The sequence below is a fragment of the Streptomyces sp. NPDC050546 genome (assembly GCF_044457425.1).
Classification (GTDB): domain Bacteria; phylum Actinomycetota; class Actinomycetes; order Streptomycetales; family Streptomycetaceae; genus Streptomyces.
Map to the genome: position 1 here is coordinate 912,384 of NZ_JBITGX010000001.1, position 22,069 is coordinate 934,452.

The following is a 22,069-nucleotide window of genomic DNA, read 5'->3' on the forward strand; positions in this document are numbered from 1 at the left end:
CTCCTAGGCCGTGCGGCCCGTGGTGGAGGCGAAGCCCAGCCAGGTGTGGCGGTTGTTCCACCAGCACCAGCCGATCTTCGGGGCGTCGCGGCGCTCGCGGCCGTCGCGGCCGGTGCCGTTGCTGATCCAGATCGCCGGGGTGCGGGCGTCGAACGTGCCGTTCGGCTTGCGCAGCCGGGAGCCGATGGTCATGAAGCACAGGTTGCGCTCCAGGGCGGCCGGCTGCTGGAGCACCCAGTGGATGCCCTCGGTGAGCAGCAGCGGGGTGCGGTCCTCCTCGGTGAGGGCGGGCAGTGCCTCGTCCGGGCTCCAGTTGCTCATACGGTCACCGCGGTCGAGGCCGGTGAGGACGTAGAGCGGGGTGTCGGGCAGTTCGACGGCGGCGGGGGTGAACTCGTCGACGTCGGGCATGTCGACGACGACGAAGCCGGGCTTGCCCTCGCGGCGGAGCAGCGGCGCGAGGGCGGAGGCGGGGGCCCGGTCCGGGTGAACGGCGAGCAGGGCGCCCTCGCCGCCCACCGAGGCCTCGGCGTCGGCGGCGTACGTACGGATCTCGGCGGCCGGCAGGCCCGCGATCTCGTGCACCCCCGTCTCGACCAGTCGCTCCGCCTGTGCGCTCAGGGAGGGGAGTACGGGCAGGACGGCGGTGGTGCCGGGCGTGGTCTCGGGCACGATGCTCCCTGGGTCGGCGGCGTGAACATCGGTGCAACGCGGCGAACCGCCGGGGCGTTCCCGGATTCAGGCCTGGATTCGCCCGGTCAGGCCGTTCCGCTGCCACTCACGGGGCGTCACGCCGTAGGCCGCCCGGAAGGCACGGCTGAAATGGCTGGGGCTCACGAAGCCCCAGCGCCGGGCGACGGTCGCGACCCCGTGTCCCGGGGCCGGGGACCGCAGAAGATCCTTGCGGCACCGTTCGAGGCGCTGCGTCCGGATCCACTCCCCCACCGTGACGCCCTCGAGCTCGAACAGCTTGTGCAGGTAGCGGACCGACATGAAGTGCGCGGCGGCGATGCCCGGCGGGCACAGGCCGGGGTCGGAGAGGTTGCGCAGGATGTGGTCCTGCACGCGCACGAGGGTGGCCGCGGCGGTCTCCGGCGCCCGGGTGGTGAAGCGGCCGCGTCGCTCGTTGATCAGCAGCGCCAGCAGATCGAGCGCGGTGGCGGCGAACTGACGGCCCGCGACGGGGTCGAACCCGGCCGCTTCACGGGCCAGGCGCGCGAAGTAGGTAGCCACCAGTGCGGCACCGCCCTCCCGGCCCGAGAACGCCGTGGCGGTGACCGCCCGCAGGTCGTCGTCCCGCACGCGGAGATCCTCGCGAGGGAAGTGGAACGAGGTGAAGGAGAAGCTGTCCTGCACCTTCTTGCGGAACAGCCGGGAAGAGTCCGAGAGGGAGAAGTCACCCGGCCCGATCCGGGCCTCCCTCCCGTCCTGCTCCTTGAGGGAGCTGCCCCGCTGCTGAAGGGTGAGGATGAGGAACTCCTTCCCGTCCCGGGCGATGAGCCGCCTGCTGCGCGTCACGACCTGCGGGCCGGCCTGGACGTGCGAGACCCGTAAGGAACCCAGCTCGTGGCTGACGATCCTTCCTGGCGACGGGTCCTTCTCCAGCAGTCGCACATCGAGCGGGACGAAGGTGCGCGACACGGCGTGGTGCCAGCGCTCCCCCCGGTCGGCCGCCGACAGTGACGCGGTGCAAAGGACGACGGCCACCTGATTCCCCTCCGGGCACGGTCAAGGGCCGGCAGCTCGGTTCCGCTGCCGCCCTTGACGATGTCACCACCCCCGCCGAGGGCCGTCCAGGAAGAATCGGAGGAAGAATTCGATCACTTCTGCAGGAAGGCGAGCAGTGCCGAGTTGACCTCCTCCGCGTGGGTCCAGAGCAGGCCGTGCGGGGCGCCCTCGATCTCCACGTAGTCCGCGGCCGGAAGAGCCTTGTGGAACTGCCTCGCCGTCCCGTCCACCGGCAGGATGCGGTCGCCGGTGCCGTGCAGGATCAGGGCCGGCACGTCGATCGCCGGGATGTCGGCCCGGAAGTCGGTGTACCAGGTGGCGGGCGCGGCGGACGCCGCGAAGAAGCCGCCGCCCGCGGCGACGTTCCAGCTGTTGCGGACGGCCTCCTCGCTGATCCTGGTGCCGAGGTTCTCGTCGAGGTTGTAGAAGTCGTTGTAGAAGTTCGTGTAGTACGCGTACCGGTCCGCCTTCACGGCCGCGACGATCTCGTCGAAGAACTCCTTCGGGGCGACCCCGCCCGGGTTGTCGTCCGACTTGAGCAGGCAGGGCTCCAGCGAGGCGAGGAAGGCGACCTTGGCGACCCGGTCGGAGCCGTGGGCCGACACGTACCGGGCGACCTCGCCGGTGCCCATCGAGAACCCGACGAGAACGGCGTCCCGCAGGTCGAGGGTCTCCATCACGGTGTTCAGGTCGGCCGCGAACGTGTCGTAGTCGTAGCCGGTCGCCGGCTGGGAGGACTGCCCGAAACCGCGCCGGTCGTACGTGATCACGCGGTATCCGGCGTCGAGCAGTACGGCGCTCTGCCGCTCCCAGGAGTGGCCGTCGAGCGGGAAGCCGTGGATGAGGACGACCGGCTGCCCGGATCCATGGTCCTCGTAGTACAGGTCGATGGGGGTGGAGTTCTCCTGGCCCACGGTGATGTACGGCATGCGCTGCTTCCTCGTTTCGGAGGGCGGGTGGAAGGGACGCGGCCACGCTAGGCCGGGAGCCGTGCGGCCGGTTGCCGTGCAGCGCACGACTCCTTGACCGGGCGCGCACTCCCGTCAGTCTGCAACAGGCGCGGAAAGGTTTGCCGTCACGACTCCGCAGGAAACGGGCCTGGCCCGCCCTTCTCATTGACGGGAATGGCACGGGGTGAAAATCTCGGGACGTGCAGGTGACAATTCGAGAGGTCGCGCAGGCGGCCGGCGTCTCCCCCTCCACCGTGTCCCGGGCGCTCGCGCCGGACGGGACCGTGAGCGCGGCCACCCGGGACCGGGTGCAGGCGGCGGCCGACCGCCTCGGCTACCAGCCGAACCGGGCGGCCCGGGGGCTGATCACCGGGCGTACCGGGGCGGTGGGCCTGATCGTGCCGGATCTGCTGAACCCGTTCTACGCGGAGGCCTGCAAGGGGGCACAGGCCCGGGCCCGGGGGCTCGGGCACTCGCTGATCGTGAGTGACGCCGAGCGCGACGAGGGTCTCGAGATGGACGCGATCCGCACGCTCGCCCCGCAGGTGGACGGCATCGTGCTGACCGCGTCCCAGCTGAGCGACGAGGAGCTGGGATCGCTGGGCCGGCTCACCGCCAAGCCGGTGGTGCTGCTGCACCGCCGGGAGCCCGGTTTCCCGAGCGTCACGGCCGATCTGGCCGAGGGGATGACGGACGCCCTGACCCATCTGCACGCGCTCGGCCACCGCCGGATCGCCTATGTGGGCGGCCCCCGCAGCACGTGGGAGGCGCGGGAGCGGGCGGCCGGGGTCGAGGCGATGGCGCGGGGCGGCACGATCGACCTGGTCCAGGTGGGCAGCGTCGCCCCGCACTTCGACGGGGGCATCACGGGCGCGGCGGACGTGGTGCTGGCCAGTGGGGCGACCGCGGTGGTCGCGTTCAACGACATCGTCGCCTTCGGGCTGATCAGCCGTTTCACCGCGCGCGGGGTCCGGGTCCCGGACGACATGAGCGTGGTGGGCTGCGACGACATCGCCCTGTCCGGGATGGCCGCGCCGCCGCTGACCACGGTGTCGGTACCCAAGGCGCACGCCGCGCGGGCCGCCGTGGACCTGCTGTTCCGCACGCTCAGGACACCCGAGGTCGAGGGTGAGGAGCCGATGCAGCGGGTGCTGCCGACTCACCTCGTCGTCCGCGGTTCGACGGCGGCGCTGACGAGGCGCTGAGCCGGGTCGGGGCGAGGTGGCGCGGCCCGCAGTTCGCGGTTCGGGTTCGCGGGTTCGCGGTTCGGGTTCGCGGTTCGGGTTCGCGGTTCGGCGTTCGGCGTTCGGCGTTCGGCGTTCGGCGTTCGGCGTTCGGCGTTCGGCGTTCGGCAGCGATGGTCTCCGGAGTGGCGCCCAACCGGTCGGCCGCGGCCAACGCCCGCCGCCGCCCCCGCCCGGCTCCCGGGCCGCCGGCGCGGCGCCGGGCGGGACGGCCGGGACAGTGCGACGTGGCCGGTCAGCCCTGCGGCACGCTCGTGTGGAACTTGTCCCACATCTCGCCCGCCGCCGCCCGTACCCCGGACTTGCCGAAGATGATGTCCTGGTAGACGCGCCGGAACTCGTTCTTGTCCTCGTCCGCGCCGGACGGGGCCGGGGGCAGGGGCGGTGCGAGGTCGCCCCGGACGTCGTCGACGTAGCGGGCGATGACCCGGTCGCCGCCGGTGAGCTTCGGTGCCAGCCGGTCGAGGTTGCGCTGGTTGGGCGGCAGGCCGCGCACCACGCCGAGCGCCTCGGCCGCCCCGGGGTCGTTGACCAGGAAGTCGATCAGCAGCGCGGCCTCGCGCCGGTGCGGGGACGTGCGCCGGACGCACAGTGACGACGAGGCCGCGACGGCCATCCCCGGCGGGGCCGAGGCCGACACCGTCGGGAAGGGGATCGGGGTGACCTCGCCGTAGGTCTCCCAGTACGACGTGGCGGTGGCGGTGATCTGGAACTCGGCGGTGGACAGCTTCCGGACGAGCGCCCGGTCGCCGGCCCCACCGCTGAGCGAGGACGCGGTGACGGGCGGCGGAGTGAAGACGCCCTTGTCGAGCAGGCGTTCCATGAGCTCCCAGTAGCCGCGCAGATCGGCCTCGGAGAAGCCGATGGAGCCGTCGCCGGCGTAGAGCGACTTGCCGCGCTGCACCAGCCAGACGTGGAAGCACTCGACGTAGCCGCCGAAGTCGGTCAGCGGTGAGCGGCCGGGCACGGCCCGCTTCAGTTTCGGGCCGACGTCGGTCAGCAGGTCGTCCCAGGTCCAGCCCGCCTTCGGGATGCCGACCCCGGCCTTGCGCCACAGGGCGGGGTCGATGAAGAGGGCGGTGGTGGCGACGCCCGTCGGGATGCCGACCAGCGTCCCGTCGACCAGGCCGGTCTGCTGGAAGAGACGGGGGATCCGGCTGCGGGAGATCGCCGAGAACTCCGGCTCGGCGAGGTTCGCGAGCACATCACGGTCCGCGTAGGTCCGCAGGTAGGCGACGTCCATCTGCATGACGTCGGGCCCGCCACCGGCCGCGACCTGGGTGGCGAGCCGCTGGAGGTAGGCGTCGTACCCGGCGTACGAGGTGGCCACCCTGATCTTCGGGTGGTGCCGCTCGAAGAGCCGCACGGCCTTCTCGGTGGCCAGGTTGCGGTCCTCGGAGCCCCACCACTGGAAGTCGAGCGTCACCGTGCCGTCGGCGGCTACATCGCCCGAGCCGCAGCCCGCGGCGGCCCCGGCCACCGGGAGCGCCGCGAGCGAGGCGAGGAGACGCCGGCGCGACAGCCCGGTGGCCGGCGGCAGGGTCGGGGAACGGCGTGCTGGAGACATCACGGCCCTTCGGTCGGCTTGAAGTGCAAACGTTGCCACTCCGTTTCCGGTTGGCCGGGAAGCTACGCCCCCTGCGAGGGCTCCGTCAATCGTGCCGACCGAATTTGACCTGCGGAGTGAAGGCTCGGCGGAGGGAGGCAGACAGGTTCGCCCGACCCCTTGCCGACTGAAAACAACGCATGCAATCGTTGCCACCCGTTGTCCAGCCCCGCCGTGCAGGAGGGCTCCGATGAGCCAGGCGACCGCTCCGCCCCGTCCCATGCCGCCCCCGAGCGGTGCCCTCCCCGCCGCGCGACGCCCGGCCCGGCGCCGCCGCTCACAGGCCTTGTCGGGTCATGTGTTCCTGGCCCCCTGGCTGATCGGCACGCTGGTGCTGACGCTGGGTCCGATGGTGATCTCGCTGTATCTGTCGTTCACCGACTACGACTTGTTCTCCCGGCCCCGCTGGGTGGGTCTGGCGAACTACCGCTACATGCTGGAGGACGACCGGTTCCTCACCTCGGCCGGTGTGACCCTCGAATACGCCCTGATCGGTACGCCGTTGAAGCTGGCGGCCGCGCTCGCCGTGGCGCTGCTGCTGAACCGGGCGAGCCGCGGAGTCGGTGTGTACCGGGCGGCGTTCTACGCGCCGTCCCTGCTCGGTGCGAGCGTCAGCGTCGCCCTGGTGTGGCGGGCCCTGTTCGCCACGGACGGGGCGACCGACCGCTCGCTGGCGTTCTTCGGTGTGCACGTCGGCGGCTTCACCGACAACCCGGACTACGCCCTGTATCCGCTGGTCCTGCTGACGGTCTGGCAGTTCGGCGCGCCGATGGTGGTGTTCCTGGCCGGGCTGAAGCAGATCCCGAAGGAGCTGTACGAGTCGGCGTCGCTGGACGGCGCGGGCCGGACGCGGACGTTCTTCTCGATCACGCTGCCGATGCTGTCCCCGGTGCTGTTCTTCAACCTGGTCCTGGAGATCATCCACTCCTTCCAGGCCTTCACCCCGGCGTTCGTGATCAGCGGCGGCACCGGAGGCCCGTCGGACTCGACGCTGCTGTACTCGCTCTACCTCTACCAACAGGCGTTCGCGAGCTTCCACATGGGCTACGCCTCGGCGATGGCATGGGTGCTGCTGGCCGTCATCGCGCTGATCACGTACGCCGTCTTCCGCAGCGCCCGGCTGTGGGTCTTCTACGCACAGGAGGAGACGTCATGACGACCGCCGCGTCCCCCGCCCCCGCCGACCGTGCCCGGCTGCGGACCACGGCCTGGCACACCGTCTGCGTGGTGATCGGCCTCGTCCTGCTCTACCCGGTGCTGTGGCTGCTCACCGCGTCGTTCAAGTCCGGCGCCGAGGTCATCTCCAACCTGAGCCCGATTCCCAAGGTGTTCACGCCGGGCAACTACACCGAGGCGGTCGACGGTGTCAGCGGCCTGACCCTGTGGCGGCTGTTCGGCAACTCGCTGCTGGTCTCCGTCGGCACGGTGATCGGCAACGTCCTGTCCTGCTCGCTCGCCGCCTACGCCTTCGCCCGGCTCCGCTTCCGCGGCCGGGGCCTGTACTTCGCGCTGATGATCGGCACCCTGATGCTGCCGGCGCATCTGATGCTGATCCCGCAGTACGTGATCTTCCAGGAACTCGGCATGGTCGGTACGTATCTCCCGCTGATCCTGCCGAAGTTCCTCGCCACGGAGGCGTTCTTCGTCTTCCTCGTCGTCCAGTTCATCCGGTCGCTGCCCGCCGAACTCGACCAGGCGGCGGCGATCGACGGCTGCGGCCCGTACCGCACCTTCTGGCATGTGATCATGCCGCTGCTCAAGCCGGCGATCGTCACGACGACGATCTTCTCCTTCATCTGGAGCTGGAACGACTTCTTCTCCCAGGTGATCTACCTGGTCGAGCCGGAGACCTACACGCTCCAGCTCGGGCTGCGGATGTTCGTCGACATGGACGGCAGCGCCATGTTCGGCCCGATGTTCGCGATGTCCGTCCTCACCCTGGTTCCCGTGCTGCTGTTCTTCCTCGCCTTCCAGCGGCTGCTGGTGGAGGGCGTGCAGACCACCGGTCTGAAGGGCTGAGAGGACAACGCGCCATGACCCGTACGTGGTTCGCCCGCTTCGCCGACTGTCTGCTGCTCGGCGTCCTGCTGCTGCTCGCCTCGCTGCCGGTGGTCACCGCGTTCCCGGCGCTGGTCGCGGGATGCGCGGTGCTGCGCGAACAGGCCGGTGACGGCCAGGGGGTGACGGTCACGCACTTCCTGGGGCGGTTGCGTGCGGTGCTGGCCTCGGGCCCCGCCGTGTGGGCCGTGCCCACCGCCGTACTGGCGCTGCTGTGGTTGGACGCGCTGGCCCTGGACGCTCGCGGTCCCGGGCCGGGAGCCGCCTTCGCCGTGGCCACGGCGGCCCTCGCGGCACTGGGGCTGCGCTGCGCCGCGGCCTGGCGGGAGGGGACGCGCTGGCGTACGACCCTGGCCGTCGTGTTCCGGTCGGTGCCGCGGCACCCGCTCGCACCCGTCCTGCTCGCCGGGGCCGTCGGTGCCACGGCTGTGCTGCTGGCCCTGACCCCCGTCGTGCTGTTCGTCGTCCTCGGCCCGCTGGCCTTCGCCGCCACGGCCGCCGACGCCTGGCGGCCCGTGACGCCCTGAGTCACTCCGCCCCGCTTCCTCCCGTCCCTCCCGAACGGAGACCTGTATGCCGTCCGACACCGCACGCCGCCGAGCCGCCGTGGTCGGCCTGGGCGCTCGCGCCCGGCTGTTCGCCCAGGCGCTGGCCGGTCCCTACGCGGACCGGTTCGAACTGGCCGGCTTCTGCGATGTCAACTCCCATCGCATGGCGGTCCACAACGACTGGATCGCGGACGCCCGACCGGGCCTTCCTCCCGTACCGGCCTACGCGGCCGAGGACTTCGAGGAGATGCTGCGCCGCGAGCGGATCGACCTGGTCGTGGTCTGCACGGTGGACCACACCCACGACCACTACATCGTGAGGGCCCTGGAAGCGGGCTGCGACGTGGTCACCGAGAAGCCCATGACCACCGACGCCGACAAGGCCCGCCGCATCCTGGAGGCGCAGCGGCGCACCGGCCGCGAGGTCCGGGTCGCCTTCAACTACCGCTACAACCCGGCGCATTCGGCCGTACGGGAGCTGATCTCCTCGGGGCAGATCGGCGAGGTGGGCTCGGTGCACTTCGAGTGGCTGCTGGACCTGCGGCACGGCGCCGACTACTTCCGCCGCTGGCACCGCGACAAGGCCAACTCCGGCGGCCTGATGGTGCACAAGTCCACGCACCACTTCGACCTGGTCAACTGGTGGCTGGGCACCCGCCCCGAGACGGTCTTCGCGCAGGGCGGCCTGTTCTTCTACGGCGACGAGGCCGGCCGGCGCCGGAACCTCGCCCGGGAGTACGACCGCGCTCATGGCTCCCCGGCCGCCGAGGCCGACCCGTTCGCCGTGCACCTGTCCGACTCGTCCGTGCTCAGCGCGCTGTACCTGGAAGCGGAGGCGGAGGACGGCTACCACCGCGACCAGAACGTGTTCGGGCCCGGGGTGACGATCGAGGACGACATGGCGGTGCTCGTCCGGTACGCCACCGGCGCGACCCTGACGTACCACCTGACCGCGTACTCCCCGTGGGAGGGCTACCGGATCGCCTTCAACGGCAGCCGGGGACGCCTGGAACTGCTGGTGGAGGAGTCGACGTGGACCCGCCCCCGGGTACGCGCGAACGGCTCCGAACCCGTCCTGCACGGAGCCGAGGCCGAGGACACGGCCGGGCGTACCGAACTGCTGCTGCGCCCCTTCTGGGAGGAGCCGCGGGAGATCAAGGTGGCGACCGGTGAGGGCGGGCACGGCGGCGGTGACGTACGCATGCTGGAGGACCTGTTCGGCACCCGGGCGCCGGACCCTCTGCACCGGGCGGCGGACGCGGCCGACGGGGCCCGTTCCCTGGTCACCGGTCTGGCCGCGAACCGCTCCTTCGAGACGGGACTCCCGGTGCGGACACGGGACTTGCTCCCATCCGACTGATCGATATCCCATCGCACCGCGTCTGCCGGGCGTGACACCATCGGCGGCATGGATGGATTCTTGACGCCTGATCAGATCGAGGCCCGCAAGTCCCGTGCGTTCGCCGCCGCCGTCGCCGCGGGTCGTGATCTAGGGCTCACGGTGACCGACGCGCGGGTGATCTACGACGTGTTCTCCGTCGTGGTGCATCTCGCTCCGTCGCCGGTGGTGGTGCGAGTGCCGACCGTCCTGCCGTCGTACTCCGACCCCGGCTTCCAGTCGGCGCGGCAGCGGACGGAGCTCGATGTCGTGGCGTGGCTCGCGGAACAGGGCCACCCGGTGATTCCGCCGAGCCCGCTCGTGCCACGGGAGCCCGTGCGGCGCGACGGCTTCTCCATGACGTTCTGGCAGTTCGTCGAACTGGACCAGAGCGTCGAGCCGGATTACGCGCACAACTCCGCTCTGGTCGCCGATCTGCACGCCGCCCTGCGCGAGTACCCCGGTGAGCTGCCGTTCCTGTCCGCGGCCGAACCTCGGTTCGTCTCCGAGGGGCATGCCGTGCTCGAAGGGCGGCCCGACCTCCTGGAGCCGGCCGACCTCGACCGCGCGCGGCGTGAGTGGGAGATCCTGGAGCCCCTCGTCAGCTCACGCGCCGCGTTCGAGGCGGCGTTCCCCGGCATCGAGTTCCAGCCGATCCACGGGGACTCCCCCGCCGCCAACATCGTCTCCGCCGCGGACGGCGAGCTGTACTCCGACTTCGAGCTGACCACGCTCGGCCCGGTCGAGTGGGACCTGGCGGCACTCGGCCCCGAGTGCGAGGCCGCGTACGACACGGCCGCCGAGCGCCGGGGCCTGCGGCGGCTCGACGAGGGCGTGCTGCGCTTCGTCAACGCCGTGGGCATGTCCCGCGCGGTGGCCTGCCTCGCACTCGCGCCGCAACTGCCCCTGCTCGTGGCGGCGTTGAAGCCGGCGGTGGAGCAGTGGCGGACCATGCCGTTCGCGGGCGGTCTGGGCGCTGAGTGACCGGGGCTCCGCTCACTCCGGCAGGGGCCGGTCGTCGACCACGTGCTTCATGACGAGGGTGGACGTCAGCCGCTGGATGCCGGGAAGGCGGGCGAGCTGCTGGTCGTAGAGCTGCTGGAAGGCGGCGAGATCGGTGGTCGCAACGCGCAGGAGGTAGTCGGGGTCGCCGAACAGGCGCTGGGCCTGGAGCACGTGCGGCACGGCGGCCACCCCCTCCTCGAAGGCGGTGACGGTGTCGGCGTCCTCCCAGCGCAGGGTGACGAAGACAAGGGCCTCGAAATCGAGGCCCACGGCGGCCGGGTCGACGACCGCCCGGTAGCCGCGGATCGCACCCTCGCGTTCGAGATCGCGCAGGCGACGGTGGCAGGGAGAGACGCTCAGCTTCACGCGCGCGGCCAGTTCGGTGACGGTGAGACGGCCGTCCAACTGCAGCTCGGTAAGAATTTTCCGGTCCAGGGCATCCATGGAGAAGATTCTGCCCCAGATCACGCGATCATGAAGTAAAGAAGGGAACACTTTCGGGCAGATCCGACCTAGCCTTCCTCTCGCACCATTGCACGTGAGAGGGGCCCATCCATGGACACGACGACGCTGGCGGCATTTCTGGCAGTGGATCTGCTGCTGATATTCACCCCTGGCGCGGACTGGGCCTACGCGATCTCGGCGGGTCTTCGGGACCGGTCGGTCGTGCCGGCGGTCGCCGGGCTGGTGGCCGGATACGCCGGATACACCCTGCTCGCGGTCGCGGGGCTGGTGGTGATCGTGGCGAGTTCGGGGGCGCTGCTGACCGCACTGACTTTGGCGGGAGCCGGCTATCTGGTGTGGCTCGGCTGGGGCGTGCTGCGGCAGCCGGCCGTCCTCACCGCCTCCGAGGCGGAGGCGGTCACCTCCGGATCCTCCCGGCTGCGGACCATGCTCAGGGGGGCCGGGATCTCGGGCCTCAACCCCAAGGCCCTGCTGCTGTACTTCTCGCTGTTCCCGCAGTTCATCGACCCGGCGGGCGGCTGGCCGGTCGCCGGGCAGACCGGCCTGCTCGGCACGTTGCACATGACCGCCTGCGCGGTCGTCTATCTCACCGTCGGCGTCCTCGCCCGCACCGTCCTCAGGACCAGGCCCTCGGCGGCCCGGGCGGTCACGCGGGTCTCCGGTGCGATGATGATCGCCATCGGTGGTCTCCTGCTCGTGGAACGCCTGGCCGGCTGACGAACCCCGCGCACCGCACCCGGAACCCGCCGTCGAAGGAGAGCACGTGGCAGAGCAGAACCGGCCGGAACAGGCGGGCCCCGAGATCCAGGCTCGCGTCCGGGAGAGCTTCGACCGCCAGGGGCTGATGGCGCACCTCGGCGCCCGCCTCACCCGCATCGCGCCCGGCAGCGTCCACATCACGCTCCCGAACCGCCCCGAAGTCACCCAGCAGCACGGCTACTTCCACGCGGGCGCCACCAGTGCGATCGCGGACAGCGCGGGCGGCTACGCCGCGTACACCCTGTTCCCCGACGGGACCGACGTGCTCACCGTCGAGTACAAGATCAACCTCCTCTCACCGGCCGTCGGCGACCACCTCGAAGCGGTCGGCACGGTCCTGAAGGCCGGGCGGACCCTGACCGTGTGCCGGCTGGAGGTGTTCGGCGTCCAGGACGGCCGGAGCAAGCTCGTCGCGAACGGGCAGCAGACCCTGATCCGCGTCGACCGCACCTGAGGTCAGCGGAGGATCACCGTGCGTCTGCCCTGGACGAACACCCGGCCCTCGCAGTGCCAGCGGACCGCCCGGGCCAGGGCCGCCGACTCCGCGTCCCGGCCGATGGCGACGAGGTCCTCGGGGGTGTGACTGTGGTCGACGTCCCGCACTTCCTGGGCGATGATCGGGCCCTCGTCGAGGTCGGCGGTGACGTAGTGGGCCGTCGCCCCGACGAGCTTGACGCCACGTTCGTGCGCCTGGTGGTAGGGCTTGGCGCCCTTGAAGCTCGGCAGGAACGAGTGGTGGATGTTGATCGCCCGGCCGGCCAGGCGGGAGCACAGGCCGTCCGAGAGGACCTGCATATAGCGCGCCAGCACGACCAGGTCGACGTCGAACGAGTCGACGAGGCCGAGGAGCCGGGCCTCCGCTTCGGGTTTGCTCGCGGCGGTGACCGGGACGTGGAAGAACGGGATGCCGTGCCAGGCGACGAGCGCCTCGTGGTCGCGGTGGTTGGAGACCACCGCGACCACGTCGACGGGCAGGTCGCCGCTGCGGGTGCGGAAGAGCAGGTCGTTGAGGCAGTGGCCGTAGCGGGACACCATGACCAGCACGCGGCGCCGTGTGCTGACGGGTTCGAGAAGCCACCGCATGGCGAAGGGCGCGGCCACCTCGGCGAAGTCGCGGCGCAGGGTCTCCGTCACGGTCTCGCAGCCGGCGGCGGCGAAGCGCACCCGCATGAAGAAGTGGCCGTCGCGGCGGTCGCCGAACTGCTGGTTGTCGATGATGTCGCTGCCGTGCTCCAGCAGGAACCGTGAGACGGCGTGGACGATGCCGGGGGCCTCAGGGCAGTCGAGGGTCAGGACGTGCTCCGTCTGGGGTGACGCCGGCTGTGACGAGGTGCTCATCAGGGCACCTCCGCGCCACGGAACTCGCTCATCGCGTCGATGAGCCAGCGCGCCAGGTGGTCGGCGAACGAGGAGCGCGGGAGCAGGTGGTAGGCCGGCGCGTCGTCGAGCTGCCGGAGCAGCACCGCGACCGGGCCCACCGTGGTCGACACCGCCCGGCCCGGACCGAAGGCCCGGGGGTGCAGGTCCAGGGGGCAGCCCTTCTCCAGCACCTGGCGGGCGGACGGGCCGCGCAGTTCCAGCGTGGTGCGGTTGGCGGAGACGTCCACGGCCGAGCCCGGGTCGCCCCCGAGTGCCTCGCGCAACTCGGCGGTCAGGGCGGTCCCGTCGTACCGGGAGATGACGAGCCACTCGTCGGGGCCGAGCCAGACGGCCGTGTGGGCGCCGGAGGCGGTGGTGTGCCCGCACTCGCGCGGGAGCCGCGTCCCCAGGGTCTTCTCGATGCGCCCGGCCGTCTCGGAAGCGGGGTCGACGCGCACGTTCACCATGGTGAGGAACGGCAGCTCCCTGAGGGTGACGCCCCGGGCGCCGGTGACGGCGGCGGCACGCATCCGGTCCTCCAGATGTTCCAGGGGACTGCTGCGCAGGGCCACCGGGCCTGTGTCGATCGTCGGCTCAGCCATCTCGCTTGGTCCCTTCGGGGTCGTAGAGGACGCACTCGGCCACCTCGACGGGCACCAGGTCCTCGCCCACCGGAGCGAGCAGGGTCTGGCCGATCCTGGCCCGCCCGCCGGCGACGAGGGCGAGGGCGAAGGGGCGGCCGAGGGCCGGGCTGTGGTAGCTGGAGGTGACATGGCCGAGCATGGGCACGGGCAGCGTCTCCAAGGGGACGTCCGGCGCGACCAGTTGGGTGCCTTCGGGCAGCCGCGTCGTACGGTCGCTCGGCAGCAGGCCGACCAGGTGCTTGCGGTCCGTGCGGGAGGTGTCAGGGCGGGCGAAGGACCGCTTTCCGATGAAGTCCTTCTGCTTCGAGACCACCCAGGACATTCCCGCGTCCTGCGGGGTGACGGTGCCGTCGGTGTCCTGGCCCACGATGATGTATCCCTTCTCGGCCCGCAGGACGTGCATGGTCTCGGTGCCGTAGGGGGTGATGCCGTAGGGCCGGCCGATCGCGTCCACCTCCTCCCACACCGCGAGGCCGTACCACGCGGAGACGTTGATCTCGTAGGCGAGTTCGCCGGAGAAGGAGATCCGGCAGGTGCGGGCCGGGATGCCGGAGGCCAGGGTGGTCTCGCGGAAGGCCATGAACGGGAAGGCCTCGTTGGACAGGTCTACGTCGGGGGCGAGATGGGCGACGACCTCGCGCGACTTCGGGCCCACCACGGCGATCGTCGCCCACTGCTCGGTCACCGAGGTGCAGTGGACGTCGAGTCCGGGCCATTCGGTCTGGAGCCACTCCTCCAGCCAGTCCAGGACTCCGGCGGCGCCGCCGGTCGTGGTGGTCATGAAGTAGCGGTCGTCGTCGAGGCGGAGCGTCACACCGTCGTCGAAGATCATGCCGTCGGGCTTGCACATCACGCCGTAGCGGGCCATGCCGGGCTTCAGCTTCTTGAAGGCGTTGGTGTAGACGCGGTTGAGGAACTCGCCCGCGTCCGCGCCCCGGATCTCGATCTTGCCGAGGGTGGAGGCGTCCATGAACGCCACTGACTCGCGGGCCGCCCGGCACTCCCGGGCGACGGCCGTGTCCATGTCCTCACCGTGCTGCGGGTAGTACCGGGGCCGCTTCCACTGCCCGACGTCCTCGAACTCCGCGCCGTGCGCGACATGCCAGCTGTGGATGGACGTGGTGCGCTCCGGGTCGAACAGCTCGCCGCGCTCCCGGCCGGCCAGCGCGGCGAAGGCGATCGGCGTGTAGGGCGCCCGGTAGGCCGTGGTGCCGATCTCGCCCGGCGAACCGCCGAGGATCTCGGCGATCACCCCGATCGCGTTGACACCGGACGTCTTGCCCTGGTCGTTGGCCGTACCGAGCGAGGTGTAGCGCTTGACGTGCTCGACTCCCCGCATCCCGGCCCCGGTCGAGCGCAGGACGTCGGCGACGGTGACATCGCGTTGCAGGTCGACGAAGTGGGTGTCCCAGGAGTCGCCCGGTACCAAGGAGTCACCCGGCACCAGCCACAGGGCGCGCACCTCGGAGCGCGCCGGCTCGGACCGGGCCGGCGGCACCCGCACCGGGAACCCGGCCTCCGTCGCGGCCCGCGCTCCCGCCCGCGCTCCGTCGGCCAGGCAGCCGTCGAGGTCGTACGACCCCCGCGCCGCCCCCACGACCTGCTGATCCCGTACGGCGCCCTCGGGAACGAACGCGACGAGTTCCTCGTCCCAGCGCAGCCGCCCCTGCCGCTGGCTGTGCAGATGCACCACCGGGCTCCACCCGCCGGACACGGCGAGCAAGTCGCAGTCGAACGTCTCCTGTTCACCGCCGTCGAGGGCCCGGACAGCGACACCCGTGATCCGTCCGTCCCCCTCGGTCCCGACCACGGCGCTGCCCGTCAGCACCCGTACTCCGGTCGCCGCGGCGACCTCGGCGGCCCGTGAGGACAGCCCGGCGCGCGCGTCCACGACGGCGGCGACGGGGATGCCCGCGTCGTGCAGCTCGGTGACGGTGTCGTAGGCGCTGTCGTTGGTCGTGCTCACCACGGCCCGCGAACCCGGCGCCACGGCATACCGGTTGAGGTACGTCCGCACGGCACCGGCGAGCATCACCCCGGGCCGGTCGTTGCCGGCGAAGACCAGGGGTCGCTCGTGCGCGCCGGTCGCCAGGACCACCTGGCGGGCCCGAATGTGCCACAGCCGCTGCCTGGAGACGCCTTCCAGCGTTCCGAGGTGGTCGGTGCGCCGCTGGAGAGCGAGCACATAGTTGTCGTCGTAGGAGCCGAAGGCCGTGGTGCGGGGCAGCACGACGACCTCGGGGGCGGCGTCGAGGGCCGCCCTGACGCCGGCGACCCACTCGGCCTCGGAGAACAGCGAACCGCCGGGCTCGGGCTGGTCGTCGACGAGGATCACCCGCGCACCAGAACCGGCGGCAGCCGCGGCGGCCGCGAGTCCGGCGGGACCGGCGCCGACGATCAGGACGTCGGTGTGCACGTACTTCTTGTCGTAGACGGCGGGGTCGGGGGTCGGGTCGAGCCGGCCCATCCCGGAGAGGGTCGTGGCGGACAGGCCGTCGTACAGCTCCACCGTCGTCGCCGCGAGCATGCCCTCCGAGCAGGGGCCGTCGAGCTGCACCAGGGCGTTGGGCTCCTCGGCGCCCGCGGCGACGATGCCGCGCGGGCGGCCCCGGTACAGGGACGGGGCGACCTCGACGAGACCGTTCGCCAGCATGGCCGAGGCGAGGGTGTCGCCGGGATGCCCGGTCAGTTCCCGGCCGTCGACGGTGAACCGCAGCACGGTGCCGCGGTCGACACGGCCCCCCTGCGGAAGCCGGAAGCGCTGTTCGGTCATCGGTTCCCTCCGGGGCGGGGCTCGTCGAGGCGGTACGAGGTCAGCACCTCGTGGGTCGCGGTGTCGCGCAGGACGTTGAACCAGCGGCGGCAGCCGATGCTGTGCATCCACCGTTCCGCGAACGGGCCCTTGGGGTTGTCCCGGTAGAAGACGTACGCGGCCCACTGCTCGTCGGTGAGCTCGCCCGGGTTCTCGGGGTGGGGGACGTGGGCCTGGCCGCCGTAGTGGTACTCGCTCTCGTTCCGCGGACCGCACCAGGGGCAGGTGATGAGCAGCACGGTGGTGTCCTCCTCAGTGGGCCACGGCCGCCGCGCCGTGTTCGTCGATCAGGGCGCCCGTCGTGAAGCGTTCTAGGGCGAAGGGGGTGTTCAGCGGATGCGGCTCGCCCGTGGCGAGGGTGTGCGCGAAGGTCCAGCCGGCGGCGGGGGTGGCCTTGAAACCACCGGTGCCCCAGCCGCAGTTGACGTAGAGGTTCTCGACGGGGGTCCTGCCGATGATCGGGGACGCGTCCGGGGTGACGTCGACGATCCCGCCCCAGGTGCGCAGCACGTGCGCCCGGGCGAAGACGGGGAACAGCTCGACGGCGGCGGCCATCTGCTGCTCGATGACGTGGAAGGAGCCGCGCTGCCCGTAGCCGTTGTAGGAGTCGACTCCCGCGCCCATCACCAGCTCGCCCTTGTGTGCCTGAGAGACGTAGACATGGACGTGGTTCGACATCACCACCGTCGGGTGCACCGGCTCGTGCAGCTCGGAGACCAGCGCCTGCAGCGGATGGGACTGCACCGGCAGCCGTACGCCCGCCCGCTCGGCCAGCACACTGCTGTGCCCGGCCGCCGCGAGACCGACCCGGCCGGCGTGGATGCGTCCGAGGTTGGTCTCGACGCCCACGACACGGTCGCCGTCCTTGAGGAACCCGGTGACCTCGCAGCCCTGGATCAGGTCCACGCCCAGCTCGTCGGCGCGGCGGGCCAGCGCCCAGGCGACGTGGTCGTGCTTGGCGATGCCGGCCCGGGGCTGGAAGGTGGCGCCGAGGACCGGATAGCGGGTGCGGGGCGAGACGTTGAGGATGGGGCAGACCTTGGCGACCTCGTCCGGTTCGAGCCACTGGGCGTCGACTCCGTTGAGGCGGTTGGCGTTGGCCCGGCGCACGCCCTCGCGGACGTCCTGGAGGGTGTGCGCGAGGTTGAGGACGCCTCGCTGGCTGAACAGGAAGTCGTAGTCCAGCTCCTCGGGGAGCCGCTCCCACAGTTTCAACGCGTGTTCGTAGATCGCCGCGCTCTCGTCCCAGAGGTAGTTGGAGCGGATGATCGTGGTGTTGCGGGCCATGTTGCCGCCGGCCAGCCAGCCCTTCTCCAGGACGGCGACGTTGGTGATGCCGTGGTTCTTGGCGAGGTAGTAGGCGGTGGCCAGGCCGTGGCCGCCCGCGCCGACGATGACGACGTCGTAGGAGGAGCGCGGCTCGGGGTTGCGCCAGAGGAAGTCCGGGTGCTCCGGCAGCGGCTGAGTGGTCATGCCGCGTCTCCCTTCAGGTGGGGGTAGAGGGGGAAGGCGGCGGTGAGTTCGCCGACCCGGTCGCGCAGTGCGTCCTCGGGCTGTTCGCCCTTGAGGGCCTCGGCGATGATGTCGGCGACCTCCCGGAACTCAGCGTCGCCGAAGCCGCGGGTGGCCAGGGCCGGGGTGCCGATCCGCAGCCCCGACGAGACCATCGGCGGGCGTGGGTCGAACGGCACCGCGTTGCGGTTGACGGTGATGCCGACGCGGTGCAGCCGGTCCTCGGCCTGCCGGCCGTCGAGCGCGGAGTTCCGCAGGTCGACGAGGACCAGGTGGACCTCGGTGCCGCCGGTGAGCACCGTGATCCCGGCCTCGGCCACATCGTCGGAGAGCAGCCGTCCGGCGAGGATGCGGGCGCCGTGCAGGGTGCGCTGCTGGCGCTCCTTGAACTCCTCCCCCGCCGCCACCTTGAAGGCGACCGCCTTCGCCGCGATGACATGCTCCAGCGGGCCGCCCTGCTGGCCCGGGAAGACCGCCGAGTCGATCTTCTTGGCCAGGTCGGCCCGGCTGAGGATCACGCCGCCGCGCGGGCCGCCGAGGGTCTTGTGCGTGGTGGTCGTGACGACGTCGGCGTACGGCACCGGGTCGGGGTGCAGGCCCGCGGCCACCAGCCCGGCGAAGTGGGCCATGTCCACGAGGAGATACGCGCCCACCCGGTCGGCGATCCGCCGGAACGCGGCGAAGTCCAGCCGCCGGGAGTAGGCCGACCAGCCGGCGACGATCATCCTGGGCCGGTGTGCGAGGGCGAGCCGCTCGACCTCGTCCATGTCGACGCGCAGGTCGGACTCGCGCACGTGGTACGGCACGACGTCGTACAGCTTGCCGGAGTAGTTGAGACGCATGCCGTGGGTCAGATGACCGCCGTGCGCCAGGTCGAGCCCGAGGATCGTGTCGCCCGGCTTCAGCAGGGCGGACATCGCGGCGGCGTTGGCCTGGGCGCCCGAGTGCGGCTGGACGTTGGCGTGTTCGGCGCCGAACAGCTCCTTCACGCGGGCGATGGCCAACCGCTCGACGACATCGACGTGTGCGCAGCCGCCGTAGTAGCGGCGGCCCGGGTAGCCCTCGGCGTACTTGTTGGTCAGGACCGAGCCCTGGGCCTCCAGGACGGCGGCCGGGACGAAGTTCTCCGAGGCGATCATCTCGAGAGTGGACTGCTGGCGGTGCAGCTCGGCGTTCACGGCGGTGGCGACGTCCGGGTCGAGTTCGCCGAGCGGAAGGGCGAGGGGGGAGGCGAGTGTGCTGGTCGACGGGCTGGTTGCCATCTGTGCACCATCCTGGTGGCCGACTAATGCGCAACTGATATATCAGACTCTGCGGTACGGTATGGGAGCTCGCCGGACAGGTCAAGGGGGCATTGATGCAGCAGTTGGCGACCGGGCCCGCAGACGGTGCGCCCGGGGGCGAGGAGCTGTCGCTCGCCGAGCGCGCCTACCGCGCCATCCGTGACCGGCTCGTCATGCTCGAGATCCGCCCGGGCGCGCCGATCCACGAGGAGCAGCTCGCGCAGTCCCTCGGCGTCGGGCGGACGCCGGTGCGCGAGGCGCTGAAGCGGCTCCAGTACGAACGGCTGATCACGACCTTCCCCCGGCGCGGCACCTTCGCCACCGAGGTCAACATCACGGACCTGGCCCATATCTCCGAGGTGCGCCAGGAGCTGGAGCCGCTGGCCGCCGCCCAGGCCGCGCGCCGCGCCACGGCCGCGGACCGGGCGGTCCTGACGGCCCTGCGGCAGGAGCTGGAGAGCGCGCATTCCGGCCGGCACGACGACACCGGGCTGATGCGTCTGGACCTCCAGGTCCACCGCGCCGTCTACGCCGCCTCGCACAACCCCTATCTGGAGGACACCCTCGTCCGCCACGACAACCTCGCCACCCGCATCTGGTGCCTGTTCCTCGATCGCCTGTCCGACATGGCCGGCCACGTCGAGGAGCACGGGCCGCTGATCGAGGCGATCGTGGCGGGTGAACCGGAGAAGGCGGCGCAGCTCGCCCGCGGTCACGTCGAGGGCTTCGAGCGGGCGATCCGCGCGGCCATCTGACGGCGCGACGAGAGCCCCGGCGTCCCCGAGGTCCCCGGGGTCCCCGGGGTCTCAGCCCAGGCGGGGCCGTCCCGCCAGCGTGGCCCACAGGTGCGGGGCGATGTCGTCCTCGGGGAGCTGGGCGATCATGTAGCGGACACAGCGCTCGATCTTGACCCGCCACAGCCGGGCCGCCTCGTTCCCGTCGGCGTCGCGCAGGGCGTCATGGACGGCGGTGTCCTCGTCGGTGATGGTGTCGAACGCCTGGCTGTAGTCCATGTCCAGCATCGTGACGAACATCCGCAGCCGGGACGTGAGGTGCTCGAAGGTACGGGCCGCCTGCGGAAGGTCGGCCGTACGGGCCAGGGCGTCCTGGAACCACAGGTCGACCTCCCGCAACCGGGCGTGGTCCTTGTCCCGGGCGGCGGCGCGGACCTCCTCCAGAGCGGCCGACACCGGGGCGAGGTGCTCGGGGCCGAGCATGGCGACGCGGCGGATGAGCAGCGCGCCGAGGCTGGCGCGCAGCGCGTAGAGGTCGAGGACGTCCTTCGCCGTGAGGCCCGGGACGGCGGTGGCGCCGCCCGGGAGCGGATCGAGCATGCCCTCCTCGGCCAGGGCCCGCAGACCCGCGCGGACGACTCGGCGGGAGAGGCCGAGGCGTGCCGCGAGCGGTGTCTCCCGGACGCGTTCGCCGGGCCGGTGGCCACCGGTGAGGACGGCTTCACGCAGCAGGCCGACGACGGGATCGGTGGTGATGGGGGCGCCGGGCGGGGCGCCGGGAGGTGTGGGCCGGGTCTCTTCGGAGAGCTCTGCGCGCGCCCGCGCGGGGTTCGAGTCGTTGTCCCGGCCCCTGATCGACGGAGTGTCGTACGAGGGGCGTGGTGCGGCGACCCGGGTGAAGGGGGCGGCCGCGGGGGTCCAGGAGGTGGACCAGGCCAGCAGCGCGTCGCGGAGCCGGTGCGGATCGGGCGCGGTCTCCCGGGGAGTATCGGGCGCGGCCTCCCGGGGAGTGCGGCCGCCGGCGGCGGCGAGGCGCCGGATCTCGTCGGTCCAGGCCGCAGGGGTGGGCGGGCGATACCAGCGCGGGCGAGGACGGTCGGACCGGTCCTGGTCGTGGAGGTCGTCGGGCGCCTCCGCCGGTACGCCGAGTGCGAGCAGGTGGACGGCCGCCCCGGCACCGGCCGCGGACCGCACCTGGTCCAGGAAGGCGCGCAGGGCGGGGTGGCCCGCGCCGGGCGCCTCTCCGTCGCCCCGCAGCGTGGCGAAGCCGCAGGCCACGGCCAGGACATGGGCAGCCGCTTCCCGGTCCTGGCCGAACAACCGGCTTCCGGGCGTCGTCGAGGAGCTGTTTCCGTTCCGTACGGCCCGTACGGCCAGCACGCACACCGGCGGGGCGACGAACAGGCCGATCCACTCCCCGGCCTGCTCGGGCAGGGACCACCCCCGGCGCGGCCCGGCCGCTGCGCGTGCCCCGGGCCGGACGCCGTAGGTCCGCCAGACCCGGCTCACCGTGCTCTGGCTCAGGCCGGTCCCGGCCGCCATGGAACGCGTCGACCAGTACGGCCGGGCGCCGGCCGGCGGTGGGGTGAGCGTGCGGACGAGGACGTGCGCCACGGTGTCGTCGTCGGCCGTGGGAGGCCGCCCGGGCCGGGGCCGCTCGTCCAGGCCGGCCAGCCGGTCGGTGAGGAAGCGGGCGCGCCACGTGCCGACCATGTCGCGGGAGATGCCGAGGCGTTGGGCCACGGCGGTGTTGGTGGGTTCGTGCTCGCACGCCAGCACGATCCGTGCGCGCAGGGCACGGGCCTGTGAGCAGGTGCGGCTGCGGGTCCAGGTCAGCAGCGTGGCCCGTTCGTCCTCGGTGAGGCGCACGGTGTCGCGGGGGCGGCCAGGCATGGCGGGAACCGTAGCCGAACTTCCGACTCGGACACACCCCCACGACCGGGGAAACCGTCAGGGCGTTGTTGGGGGCCCGTGGCCTTCACAT

21 protein-coding genes are annotated in these 22,069 nt (G+C 71.7%); 9 read left to right on the plus strand and 12 right to left on the minus strand.

Annotated elements, in window-relative coordinates; all coding sequences use genetic code 11:
• Nucleotides 1-3 precede the first annotated feature (3 nt).
• The 3 genes from ACIBK5_RS03985 to ACIBK5_RS03995 all read right to left on the minus strand — a co-directional run bounded on the left by ACIBK5_RS03985 (nt 4) and on the right by ACIBK5_RS03995 (nt 2,657).
• Complete coding sequence (locus ACIBK5_RS03985) at nt 4-672, minus strand: DUF5701 family protein (RefSeq protein ID WP_399015857.1); 669 nt, start codon at nt 670-672, stop codon at nt 4-6.
• 66 nt (nt 673-738) lie between these two features.
• A complete protein-coding gene (locus ACIBK5_RS03990) occupies nt 739-1,707 on the minus strand; it encodes a helix-turn-helix domain-containing protein (protein ID WP_399015859.1) in 969 nt (322 codons plus the stop codon).
• Between the two features lie 113 nt (nt 1,708-1,820).
• The gene (locus ACIBK5_RS03995) at nt 1,821-2,657 is read right to left on the minus strand and encodes an alpha/beta fold hydrolase (protein ID WP_399015861.1); all 837 of its coding nucleotides are present in this window, start codon (nt 2,655-2,657) and stop codon (nt 1,821-1,823) included.
• A 227-nt stretch (nt 2,658-2,884) separates the two neighbouring features.
• Between ACIBK5_RS03995 and ACIBK5_RS04000 the strand changes: the two genes are divergently transcribed.
• Complete coding sequence (locus ACIBK5_RS04000; protein ID WP_399015863.1) at nt 2,885-3,883, plus strand: LacI family DNA-binding transcriptional regulator; 999 nt, start codon at nt 2,885-2,887, stop codon at nt 3,881-3,883.
• A gap of 274 nt (nt 3,884-4,157) precedes the next feature.
• Here ACIBK5_RS04000 and ACIBK5_RS04005 read toward each other — a convergent pair whose 3' ends face one another.
• A complete protein-coding gene (locus ACIBK5_RS04005; RefSeq protein ID WP_399015866.1) occupies nt 4,158-5,489 on the minus strand; it encodes an ABC transporter substrate-binding protein in 1,332 nt (443 codons plus the stop codon).
• Nucleotides 5,490-5,718: 229 nt separating this feature from the next.
• Between ACIBK5_RS04005 and ACIBK5_RS04010 the strand changes: the two genes are divergently transcribed.
• Genes ACIBK5_RS04010 through ACIBK5_RS04030 form a run of 5 tightly spaced genes read left to right on the plus strand, consistent with a single transcriptional unit; the run spans nt 5,719 to nt 10,496 of the window.
• Nucleotides 5,719-6,684, plus strand: coding sequence for a carbohydrate ABC transporter permease (locus ACIBK5_RS04010; protein ID WP_399015868.1), 966 nt, complete (start codon nt 5,719-5,721; stop codon nt 6,682-6,684).
• Complete coding sequence (locus tag ACIBK5_RS04015; RefSeq protein ID WP_399015870.1) at nt 6,681-7,547, plus strand: carbohydrate ABC transporter permease; 867 nt, start codon at nt 6,681-6,683, stop codon at nt 7,545-7,547. Before ACIBK5_RS04010 ends, ACIBK5_RS04015 begins: the two co-directional genes overlap by 4 nt.
• 14 nt (nt 7,548-7,561) lie before the next feature.
• On the plus strand, nt 7,562-8,113 hold the full coding sequence (locus ACIBK5_RS04020; protein WP_399015872.1) for a hypothetical protein: 552 nt from the start codon (nt 7,562-7,564) through the stop codon (nt 8,111-8,113).
• A 46-nt stretch (nt 8,114-8,159) separates the two neighbouring features.
• Nucleotides 8,160-9,494, plus strand: a complete 1,335-nt coding sequence (locus ACIBK5_RS04025; RefSeq protein WP_399015874.1) for a Gfo/Idh/MocA family protein — start codon at nt 8,160-8,162, stop codon at nt 9,492-9,494.
• A gap of 48 nt (nt 9,495-9,542) precedes the next feature.
• A complete protein-coding gene (locus ACIBK5_RS04030; RefSeq protein WP_399015876.1) occupies nt 9,543-10,496 on the plus strand; it encodes an aminoglycoside phosphotransferase family protein in 954 nt (317 codons plus the stop codon).
• Nucleotides 10,497-10,508: 12 nt separating this feature from the next.
• Here the strand turns inward: ACIBK5_RS04030 and ACIBK5_RS04035 are convergent, their stop codons facing one another.
• Nucleotides 10,509-10,961 carry an Lrp/AsnC ligand binding domain-containing protein gene (locus ACIBK5_RS04035; RefSeq protein ID WP_391107916.1) on the minus strand — a complete coding sequence of 151 codons (453 nt, stop codon included), beginning with the start codon at nt 10,959-10,961 and terminating at the stop codon, nt 10,509-10,511.
• A 111-nt stretch (nt 10,962-11,072) separates the two neighbouring features.
• Here ACIBK5_RS04035 and ACIBK5_RS04040 point away from each other — a divergent pair, with 111 nt between their 5' ends.
• The gene (locus ACIBK5_RS04040; RefSeq protein WP_399015879.1) at nt 11,073-11,699 is read left to right on the plus strand and encodes a LysE family translocator; all 627 of its coding nucleotides are present in this window, start codon (nt 11,073-11,075) and stop codon (nt 11,697-11,699) included.
• 127 nt (nt 11,700-11,826) lie between these two features.
• On the plus strand, nt 11,827-12,195 hold the full coding sequence (locus ACIBK5_RS04045; RefSeq protein ID WP_399016242.1) for a PaaI family thioesterase: 369 nt from the start codon (nt 11,827-11,829) through the stop codon (nt 12,193-12,195).
• 2 nt (nt 12,196-12,197) lie between these two features.
• On the opposite strand, the gene purU is transcribed toward ACIBK5_RS04045, so the two are convergent.
• Genes purU through glyA form a run of 6 tightly spaced genes read right to left on the minus strand, consistent with a single transcriptional unit; the run spans nt 12,198 to nt 19,330 of the window.
• Nucleotides 12,198-13,079 carry a formyltetrahydrofolate deformylase gene (gene purU / locus ACIBK5_RS04050; RefSeq protein WP_399015881.1) on the minus strand — a complete coding sequence of 294 codons (882 nt, stop codon included), beginning with the start codon at nt 13,077-13,079 and terminating at the stop codon, nt 12,198-12,200.
• On the minus strand, nt 13,079-13,702 hold the full coding sequence (locus ACIBK5_RS04055; protein ID WP_399015883.1) for a sarcosine oxidase subunit gamma: 624 nt from the start codon (nt 13,700-13,702) through the stop codon (nt 13,079-13,081). The genes purU and ACIBK5_RS04055 overlap by 1 nt, the downstream gene beginning before the upstream one ends.
• Nucleotides 13,695-16,517 carry a sarcosine oxidase subunit alpha family protein gene (locus ACIBK5_RS04060; RefSeq protein ID WP_399015886.1) on the minus strand — a complete coding sequence of 941 codons (2,823 nt, stop codon included), beginning with the start codon at nt 16,515-16,517 and terminating at the stop codon, nt 13,695-13,697. The genes ACIBK5_RS04055 and ACIBK5_RS04060 overlap by 8 nt, the downstream gene beginning before the upstream one ends.
• Entirely contained in the window at nt 16,514-16,795 is a 282-nt protein-coding gene (locus ACIBK5_RS04065) for a sarcosine oxidase subunit delta (protein WP_399015889.1), read from the minus strand. The genes ACIBK5_RS04060 and ACIBK5_RS04065 overlap by 4 nt, the downstream gene beginning before the upstream one ends.
• 13 nt (nt 16,796-16,808) lie before the next feature.
• On the minus strand, nt 16,809-18,029 hold the full coding sequence (locus ACIBK5_RS04070; protein WP_399015891.1) for a sarcosine oxidase subunit beta family protein: 1,221 nt from the start codon (nt 18,027-18,029) through the stop codon (nt 16,809-16,811).
• The gene (glyA, locus tag ACIBK5_RS04075; RefSeq protein ID WP_399015893.1) at nt 18,026-19,330 is read right to left on the minus strand and encodes a serine hydroxymethyltransferase; all 1,305 of its coding nucleotides are present in this window, start codon (nt 19,328-19,330) and stop codon (nt 18,026-18,028) included. Before glyA ends, ACIBK5_RS04070 begins: the two co-directional genes overlap by 4 nt.
• 95 nt (nt 19,331-19,425) lie before the next feature.
• Here glyA and ACIBK5_RS04080 point away from each other — a divergent pair, with 95 nt between their 5' ends.
• Entirely contained in the window at nt 19,426-20,106 is a 681-nt protein-coding gene (locus tag ACIBK5_RS04080) for a GntR family transcriptional regulator (RefSeq protein ID WP_399015895.1), read from the plus strand.
• A 51-nt stretch (nt 20,107-20,157) separates the two neighbouring features.
• Here ACIBK5_RS04080 and ACIBK5_RS04085 read toward each other — a convergent pair whose 3' ends face one another.
• Nucleotides 20,158-21,978 (minus strand): helix-turn-helix domain-containing protein, encoded by a 1,821-nt coding sequence (locus tag ACIBK5_RS04085; protein WP_399015897.1) that lies wholly within the window; start codon nt 21,976-21,978, stop codon nt 20,158-20,160.
• Between the last annotated feature and the right edge of the window lie 91 nt (nt 21,979-22,069).

What these genes read in the sequence shown, in the direction of transcription:
- ACIBK5_RS03995 (WP_399015861.1), bottom strand. Translation starts at nt 2,657, where the DNA reads ATGCCGTACATCACCGTGGGCCAGGAGAACTCCACCCCCATCGACCTG.
- ACIBK5_RS04005 (WP_399015866.1), bottom strand. Translation starts at nt 5,489, where the DNA reads ATGTCTCCAGCACGCCGTTCCCCGACCCTGCCGCCGGCCACCGGGCTG.
- ACIBK5_RS04010 (WP_399015868.1), top strand. Translation starts at nt 5,719, where the DNA reads ATGAGCCAGGCGACCGCTCCGCCCCGTCCCATGCCGCCCCCGAGCGGT.
- ACIBK5_RS04015 (WP_399015870.1), top strand. Translation starts at nt 6,681, where the DNA reads ATGACGACCGCCGCGTCCCCCGCCCCCGCCGACCGTGCCCGGCTGCGG.
- ACIBK5_RS04020 (WP_399015872.1), top strand. Translation starts at nt 7,562, where the DNA reads ATGACCCGTACGTGGTTCGCCCGCTTCGCCGACTGTCTGCTGCTCGGC.
- ACIBK5_RS04025 (WP_399015874.1), top strand. Translation starts at nt 8,160, where the DNA reads ATGCCGTCCGACACCGCACGCCGCCGAGCCGCCGTGGTCGGCCTGGGC.
- ACIBK5_RS04030 (WP_399015876.1), top strand. Translation starts at nt 9,543, where the DNA reads ATGGATGGATTCTTGACGCCTGATCAGATCGAGGCCCGCAAGTCCCGT.
- ACIBK5_RS04035 (WP_391107916.1), bottom strand. Translation starts at nt 10,961, where the DNA reads ATGGATGCCCTGGACCGGAAAATTCTTACCGAGCTGCAGTTGGACGGC.
- ACIBK5_RS04040 (WP_399015879.1), top strand. Translation starts at nt 11,073, where the DNA reads ATGGACACGACGACGCTGGCGGCATTTCTGGCAGTGGATCTGCTGCTG.
- ACIBK5_RS04045 (WP_399016242.1), top strand. Translation starts at nt 11,827, where the DNA reads ATGGCGCACCTCGGCGCCCGCCTCACCCGCATCGCGCCCGGCAGCGTC.
- purU (WP_399015881.1), bottom strand. Translation starts at nt 13,079, where the DNA reads ATGAGCACCTCGTCACAGCCGGCGTCACCCCAGACGGAGCACGTCCTG.
- ACIBK5_RS04055 (WP_399015883.1), bottom strand. Translation starts at nt 13,702, where the DNA reads ATGGCTGAGCCGACGATCGACACAGGCCCGGTGGCCCTGCGCAGCAGT.
- ACIBK5_RS04060 (WP_399015886.1), bottom strand. Translation starts at nt 16,517, where the DNA reads ATGACCGAACAGCGCTTCCGGCTTCCGCAGGGGGGCCGTGTCGACCGC.
- ACIBK5_RS04070 (WP_399015891.1), bottom strand. Translation starts at nt 18,029, where the DNA reads ATGACCACTCAGCCGCTGCCGGAGCACCCGGACTTCCTCTGGCGCAAC.
- glyA (WP_399015893.1), bottom strand. Translation starts at nt 19,330, where the DNA reads ATGGCAACCAGCCCGTCGACCAGCACACTCGCCTCCCCCCTCGCCCTT.
- ACIBK5_RS04080 (WP_399015895.1), top strand. Translation starts at nt 19,426, where the DNA reads ATGCAGCAGTTGGCGACCGGGCCCGCAGACGGTGCGCCCGGGGGCGAG.
- ACIBK5_RS04085 (WP_399015897.1), bottom strand. Translation starts at nt 21,978, where the DNA reads ATGCCTGGCCGCCCCCGCGACACCGTGCGCCTCACCGAGGACGAACGG.